The 7223-nt window shown below is 37.2% G+C and carries 8 protein-coding genes; all 8 read right to left on the bottom strand.

Going from position 1 to position 7223, the window contains the following annotated elements; genetic code table 11:
• Positions 1–93: glycoside hydrolase family 99-like domain-containing protein (locus tag ACJMLH_RS10085; RefSeq protein ID WP_405277293.1), on the bottom strand; the 93-nt coding region annotated here is incomplete at its 3' end.
• Positions 90–974, bottom strand: coding sequence for a hypothetical protein (locus ACJMLH_RS10080; RefSeq protein WP_405277291.1), 885 nt, complete (start codon positions 972–974; stop codon positions 90–92). The genes ACJMLH_RS10080 and ACJMLH_RS10085, both read right to left, overlap by 4 nt.
• Positions 975–986: 12 nt before the next feature.
• On the bottom strand, positions 987–2030 hold the full coding sequence (locus ACJMLH_RS10075) for an NAD-dependent epimerase (protein ID WP_405277289.1): 1044 nt from the start codon (positions 2028–2030) through the stop codon (positions 987–989).
• 71 nt (positions 2031–2101) lie between these two features.
• On the bottom strand, positions 2102–2944 hold the full coding sequence (locus ACJMLH_RS10070) for an ATP-grasp fold amidoligase family protein (protein WP_405277287.1): 843 nt from the start codon (positions 2942–2944) through the stop codon (positions 2102–2104).
• A 59-nt stretch (positions 2945–3003) separates the two neighbouring features.
• Positions 3004–4152, bottom strand: a complete 1149-nt coding sequence (locus ACJMLH_RS10065) for a CapA family protein (RefSeq protein WP_405277285.1) — start codon at positions 4150–4152, stop codon at positions 3004–3006.
• A complete protein-coding gene (locus ACJMLH_RS10060) occupies positions 4152–5690 on the bottom strand; it encodes an oligosaccharide flippase family protein (protein WP_405277283.1) in 1539 nt (512 codons plus the stop codon). The genes ACJMLH_RS10065 and ACJMLH_RS10060 overlap by 1 nt, the downstream gene beginning before the upstream one ends.
• Before the next feature lie 146 nt (positions 5691–5836).
• Positions 5837–6409 carry a serine acetyltransferase gene (locus ACJMLH_RS10055; protein ID WP_405277281.1) on the bottom strand — a complete coding sequence of 191 codons (573 nt, stop codon included), beginning with the start codon at positions 6407–6409 and terminating at the stop codon, positions 5837–5839.
• Between the two features lie 609 nt (positions 6410–7018).
• The coding region (locus tag ACJMLH_RS10050) for a hypothetical protein (protein ID WP_405277279.1) at positions 7019–7223 on the bottom strand (205 nt) is incomplete at its 5' end.

Genomic DNA, 7223 nt, shown 5'->3' with positions numbered 1-7223 from the left:
GGTCCACTCGGTAAAGCCCTTGCCCCACCATTCGTTATTCTCAGGAATCTCATGAAACTGAGGAAGGTAAAACGCTATAACCCTAGCTTTCATTTTAAATAGATTGATTTAAAAATATTTGATAGATTCGTCACTATTGCTACTAACCCCTTTAAATATAGGGTTGTAACTGGGCGAGAAGACTTGTACATCGACAGCCACTGACGGCGGTAGTTATCGGGATTAAACGTTTTGCTCTTGATGCGCAATTTCTCGATAAGACCTCGCTTGATAATTTTTGTTTTTATCACATTAGTATCACCGTCATGGTCAACCAAACGAAAATGTGTGCCATTGCGGGTATCTTCACCCTCGGGTAAAAAGTAATTAAGGGACACTCCGTTTTTCCAAAGGCAATACATAAACGAGAACTGATCACGAGACGAATAATTCAATATCCAGTCCCACCACTCCTCGTCAGTGGCCTTCATTTTATCATTATGTATTCTAAAGAGCACATTATTCTCATTTAATCCAAAATGACGAGGGAAACCAAGTTCATGCAAGCGATGGCACTGCCGTATGGCTACATAGTCATGCTCAAGTAACGCTTGACACATATCAAAAGAGTGCTCATAGATACAGTCACGTCCTGTTAACACTAATTGTACTCCAGCAAACTCGATGTTTTGATTATATAATTCTATAAACCTGTCATACACCCATTGATCCAAAATCTGGATGTTAGCATCTATATATAACGAAGCTTTGTAATCAGCAAGAAGGGTCTCGGGATGGGTCTTGGGATAGCGGGAAAGGCGCTTGTTATCATTATCAACGACCCTAGGTATTTCTCTTACGGTCCAGACACCTTGCTTGGTTTCTTTAAAATCATTAGAGAACAGGACATAGTCAAACCTGTCGTCTACAACCTTTGGCTGCAATACATCATCATAACCACCCACCAAGACCGTATAAACGACAAATTCCTTCATACTATAGAGTTATCATTCATAATATTGACGGAACCAAGCGACATAGCGGCGAACGCCCTCCTCGACATCAACCTTGGGGGTAAAGTCAAAGTCCCGTTTCATGTCACTCATGTCACTGAACGTTTCCAGCACATCTCCTGGCTGCAGTGGCAAGAAGTCTTTTTTTGCCTCTTTGCCAAACGCTTTCTCAAAAGCCTTGATATAGTCTATCAAATCCACTGGATGAGTGTTACCAATGTTGTAAATCTGGTAGGGTGCTGATGACGTCGCGCAATCGGCTTTGGTACTATCCCAAGATTCATCAGATTGAGGCGGACGGCTGCAAATCTGCAGAATGCCGCCTACGATGTCGTCAACAAAGGTGAAATCGCGACGCATTTTGCCATAATTGTAAACCTTGAGAGGCTTATCATTACTGATGGCATCGGCAAACAGATAGGGCGACATATCTGGACGCCCCCATGGACCATAGACGGTAAAGAACCTGATTCCAGTGCATGGTATCTTGAACAGATGGGAATAGGTGTGAGCCATCACCTCGTCGGCTATCTTTGTAGCTGCATATAAGCTGACAGGATGTGACACACCATCATGAGTCGAATATGGGATTTTGCCGTTCAAACCGTAAACGCTGCTAGAACTGGCATATACAAAATGTCTAACCGGATAACGTCTTGCAGCCTCAAGCATATTCAAGAAGCCAACGACATTGCTCTGAACGTAAGTATCAGGATTCTCAAGAGAATACCTAACACCCGCCTGAGCTGCTAAATGGACTACAAGTTCAGGCTTATGCTGACCAAACAAGTCAAAAATGAGAGCCTTGTCAACGATATCACCCTTATAGAACGACAATTGGGGATATGTTGAGCTCACATTTCTCGATGAGTCATCGATAGCCTCAATGCCAAGTTGCTTTAAGCGATCACACTTCAGCTGTGGGTTGTAGTATTCATTTAAGTTATCAATGATGACAACCTCATGGCCATCCTCAGCAAGAGCATGAACCACATGCATACCAATAAAACCCGCACCTCCTGTAAGTAAAACTCTCATTTTTAATATAATTCAATATTCACAACCGATAAGAAAATAACTATGCTCTCTTGCCTCAAGTAGTGATTGATTTAAAATTTTATCGGACAACGTTTTTTCGGTAACTCGATTAGTTGTCCTAGTTTTTCAAGAAATTCATCTGTATAATACTCCATACGGCCAGAATAACTAGAAAAAGTAAGTTCTCCAAAATACACTCTATCATTCATTAAGTAAAAATCCACTCTTACTTGCGGGAATCCTTCTGATAGGATTGAAGCATACTCAAGCATCTTTTTCAAGTTTTTAGGTTTCGGAACACTGTTCCCACCATTTCTATGAGTCTGTGAGAATATCATATTCTCCGGAATATAGGTCCAATTAAGATTATATAAGTCTAGAGCAACAGTCGCTTTATATCTACTATGACATGTCATAATGTAGTATGGCCTTCCATTAAAACACCATATTTTATAATCCACTAATCCTATTGTTTCATTCTCATTTTCTATGAACTCTTCCGCCAAAACCATAGGCTTAATTTTATTATAATAAGGCTCACACCCTTTATAACCAAATTTTTGTTCTAATTTCTCATTGAAAAAAGAAATGATTTGTTCTTTTTCAAATCCCTTAGATTTATCGACAATTAGTGTTGACCCACTATCATGGTTGCATTTGAGCACAAATTTTGAAGGCAGCACATCAAAATCAATTTTAGAAGCATTATCCCATACTCCATAAATGTTTAGGAGAATATGTCCCAAACCCCGCTTTTTCAAAAACTCAGAAACTTTCCATTTGTCAGCCAGCTGAACCCATTCAGACGTATCAGAGTAACATATTAGCCACTGGATTTTCTCATTAATGTCTCGAGGGTTATTCCAGTCTATCTTATGTCCAAACTGTGCTGGCCACTCATGGTCAATAATCATTTTGGGATAATGATCAACCAGGAATTCCCGTGTTATTCTCTTTATATTACGAATCATAATTATCCTAATTTCTTTTTAAATAAATGAAGAATCACCCATCTATGGGCTTCACATTGTAGATTATTCATGATTTGTGTAATGACATCTCTACGATTTGGCACCCAAGGAATCTTTCTGTAAAAATAGCTAAAAAATAAACGAGTAAATTGAGCTATACTAAACTTAAAATATCCTCCTTCAGAAAGACTATTAATATAGCTCTCTTTCATTAAATGTGCATGGTTATCTATTATACCTCTATACTTAATATTGTCTACAAAATCAGAACAAATCTCTTTTAAATACATAGAAAAATCCACATCTTGATTACATAAATCCACATAACTTGATTCAGAATCATATTTCACTTGATTCACATCAGTCGTAATCGTACGATCATCATTAATAATGACACTTACGGCAAGACTATTATTAAGAAATTTAATCTTACTGCTACCGACGTCATACGGGTCTAAACAGAAACTGCCTAAACTATACATGATAATCTTCCCATCTATAAACTCCCATGGTTGCGCTATATGTGGGTGACCTCCAATCACACCGCTTGCACCCATTTTTATAAAATGACGATACAGTGTTTTGATTTGGGGAAGCGGTTGAGGGCAGTATTCCATTCCAGCATGAGGAATCACAAACAAGAAATCAACTTTTTCTCTCGATTCCATTATTAGCTCATCAACAACTGGATGCAATAACGATGCCGTCCCAAATCTATTATTATCATAAAAAACATCATCAAATGCGCCAAATTCATGTTGATTTAATGCTAAAAAACCTATTCTTACGCCTTTCAATTCAATAGTATTAATTTTGAATGCATCATCCCACTTTCCACAACCTACAACAATAGATTTATTGAAAGCTAGGATTGTTTCTGATGCTGCAATTTCCCCATAATCCAAAGCGTGGTTATTTGCTAAACCAATTAAATTAAAACCTTTTTCCTGAAGAAACCTCGGTGCATTCCTGTCCTGACAAAAATTCGGACCACTCTTTACAATAGGTATTGACCCTTTCACAAAAATAGGTGCTTCGAAATTCAAAAAATTAATTTCGCTGTTATGAAGTAAAGAAAGTAGATTGTCTCCAAATGTTAAATTGGTCACATCTTTTATCTTAAAATCGCCAAAAAAGTTAATCCTTATCATTATATTTTTCTTAATCTAATTCTAATCTGTTCTAGAACCCTATTTTTTTCATTCTTTTTTAATCCTACTACAAATGTTAGCGCCACTGAGTATATTGTTGCTAAGGCAATCCCTACAACTCTCATTTGGTTTGATTGCAAATCGAGATATCGGTAGAAAATTACAAAAAGCGCCATTAATACCATTATCAAAAATGGCCGCCAATAAGCCTCTTTTATAAAAGACACAACATCATAAGATAGAATTAATTTAAGTAGAGCAAATTGTGTAATTCTACTTAATATATCTGAAATAATAAATAGTATTAATATGTAATATGCGGGATAACCATTTGTAAAGAGCAAATAACCAACTGGCAAACATAAAATATAAAAGAAACTCAATTCTATCTTAAACCATTTTACCTTTCCAGATCCATTAATTATTTGGTTAATGCCACCACTTGTTGCTGCAACCAAAACGACCATCAACATAATTCTACAAAATAAGGCAGTTCCTTCAGGCGGAATGCCAATCCATAGTTTTAGTAAAAAGTCTAGCTCAACATAAACAGGTAAAATAATCAATTCTGATAAAACAATACATAATCGACAAATCTTATTTGCAAGATATGATGCTCTTTCAAAATTGCCACCACTTATATTTTGTGTAATTTGAGGCGCAGCGGCTCCATCAAATGAAGCCATAAATGTTTCCACAAACGCTCTTACTGTACTTGCTATTGCATAAGCAGCATTTACTACTGTTCCAAAGAAAAAATTTATTAACAAATTGCTCCCTTGCGATCTTGCAGTCATTGACACAGTAGAGAGCATATTAAAATTTGCAAATGAGACCACCTCCCTATAAGAAGCCCAACCTGAGACAAAAGCCCATCTCACTATTGAACTCCAATTTCTATAGGCCAAAATATGAAATATGACAAAACTACAAACCGTTAACAAAGCCATCACTAAAGCATACATTCTCAAACGATTTCCAGAATAATATAAGAGAAGAAAAATGCATAATAGTTTCAATACGCTATTTACAACTTCTAAAACAGCAGGAAACAAAAAGCGCTCATGCACATTATATAAACTTGAATAAGGTACATTCATAACACCTAAACAACAAGCAATCGTCGATACCTGAAAAACAAACATCGCATCACTCATTTTTCCGGGTTCGACATTCAAATGGTTTTCAATATACCAAATTCCGAAAGCCTCAAAAATAACCAATAAGAATAATGCTAGTAATATATGTAGAGTGTTACATATATTAAACATTCTATTCATATCACCATGAAATTTACCTTTTTCAAAATTTAAAAATCTGATTGTAGTTACTGATAATGAAGCTGAAATAAAAGCAAAGAGCCCAATGACACTACCAACAACATTATACAATCCAAAATCATCAACGCCTAAAGCTTGAAGCACGTATCGAGATGATAGCAATCCAATAATTGTTGTCACCACTAATTTTCCATACACAATAGCTGTGTTTTTAGCAATTCGCTTATTTGCATTTTTCTGATTATCGACGTTTGACATAATCAAGCAGCTAATTGATGATTTAGATTTAAAAGATGAGAGATTAAAGCAACATGAACAAGAACTCAATTATTAAAAACACAAACCGACCAATCGATTAAATCACACTAAAATAAAGCGAATAACTCCTTTGATTATCAAATATTTCATTCTTTCATCGGAACCCAAGCATTGTTAAGTTCATCTACCTTAGTTATAATTTCTAACCCTCGAATAACGCAAACACTATTTCTAGGTACATTTTTTGTTATAATACAATTTGCTCCTATTCGACAATTATCGCCCACATAACAATTACCAATAATTTTGGCTCCACATCCAATATATACATTGTCTGCAATTATCGGAGCCCCCTGATTTTTACTACCTATTGCCAAATTAGAACCTATTGTGACTTGTTGAAAAATTACTACATTTTTACCGATATGAGCTTTCTGGCTAATAAAAATCCCATGAAATGAATGAGGAAAAATTGGTTTACCTTCAAACACAGCGCCCAATCCTATCCATGAGCCATACGTTTGTAAATAGGAATAATAAAGTAATTCTTTTCTATGACTTGGCTTTTTAATACACGCCTCCCTTAGGTTCCATAGATCTTTATTATAAAACAAATCAACGAGCAATATCGGATGCTCTTTGATAAAAAAATCAAAAAAAATCAAATCTAATATATGTGATACTTTTTTAAGTATTCTTTTTAAAAAACACACCATCATACTGACGTTTAGTCATTTAAATAATTAAATATATCTCCCCACCCAAAATATCACTAGATTATTTCTGAACCTAACAAATAATTGAATCAATGCGAATAATTCAATTAAACACAAAAGTACTTAAAGTATTATAACTATTGTACTAAAAAGACATAAAGGGTCACCGGGGCCGTGGGGCGGCGGTGGACGGGTGGAGAGCAGGTAATGCTGGGGACACTATCGCAGTAGTCATTATCAGCGGGTTACCTTATTGTGTCATTGTTGTGGCGGGCAGCTGGGCTCCGAAAAGGCGGCTGCGGCCACAAACATTAAGCTACAAAAGTAACGCTTTTTTTTGATTCCCGCAAATCTTGAGTCAAATATGCACAATAATGCGGCCTAATAATTCTCTAATGCGGTCTGAACGATGAGCCCAACGCGGGGAGTATAACTAGAAACCATAGCGCAAGCCCCATAACCACAAGCCTGAACATGGATCAAGAACACAAGCCAAGAAGTTGGGGCCATAACTATGGTCACGACGACAGGCGCCCGTGAACTGAGCGGATCAGTTCGGCGGGAGCCTGTCGTGATGTTGCGGATTACGCTGAAAATCAGCGGGGTTGACGATTAGGACCTGACGTAGTGGGGCATTTCCTGGGGGATGACCATGGAGATCTCGACCATGCCGCGTACGTTGCCGTCACGATCGCGCCAGGGAGTCTGGTAAATCATCTTCTTAACACCTTGCTTGTCAATGGTGTAGCAGTTGACGGTATCGGTGGCGATCATGTGGCGGATTTTCTCTTGTGACTTCGCGCTGTGACAGGGCATC

It is taken from the genome of Methanobrevibacter sp., from assembly GCF_045116495.1.
GTDB lineage: Archaea > Methanobacteriota > Methanobacteria > Methanobacteriales > Methanobacteriaceae > Methanocatella.
This window is presented reverse-complemented; position numbering and strand designations above follow the sequence as displayed.

Excerpts from the sequence above, each read along its gene's own strand:
- ACJMLH_RS10075 (WP_405277289.1), bottom strand. The coding sequence starts at position 2,030 with ATGAGAGTTTTACTTACAGGAGGTGCGGGTTTTATTGGTATGCATGTG.
- ACJMLH_RS10055 (WP_405277281.1), bottom strand. The coding sequence starts at position 6,409 with ATGATGGTGTGTTTTTTAAAAAGAATACTTAAAAAAGTATCACATATA.
- ACJMLH_RS10080 (WP_405277291.1), bottom strand. The coding sequence starts at position 974 with ATGAAGGAATTTGTCGTTTATACGGTCTTGGTGGGTGGTTATGATGAT.
- ACJMLH_RS10060 (WP_405277283.1), bottom strand. The coding sequence starts at position 5,690 with ATGTCAAACGTCGATAATCAGAAAAATGCAAATAAGCGAATTGCTAAA.
- ACJMLH_RS10065 (WP_405277285.1), bottom strand. The coding sequence starts at position 4,152 with ATGATAAGGATTAACTTTTTTGGCGATTTTAAGATAAAAGATGTGACC.
- ACJMLH_RS10070 (WP_405277287.1), bottom strand. The coding sequence starts at position 2,944 with ATGATTATTGACCATGAGTGGCCAGCACAGTTTGGACATAAGATAGAC.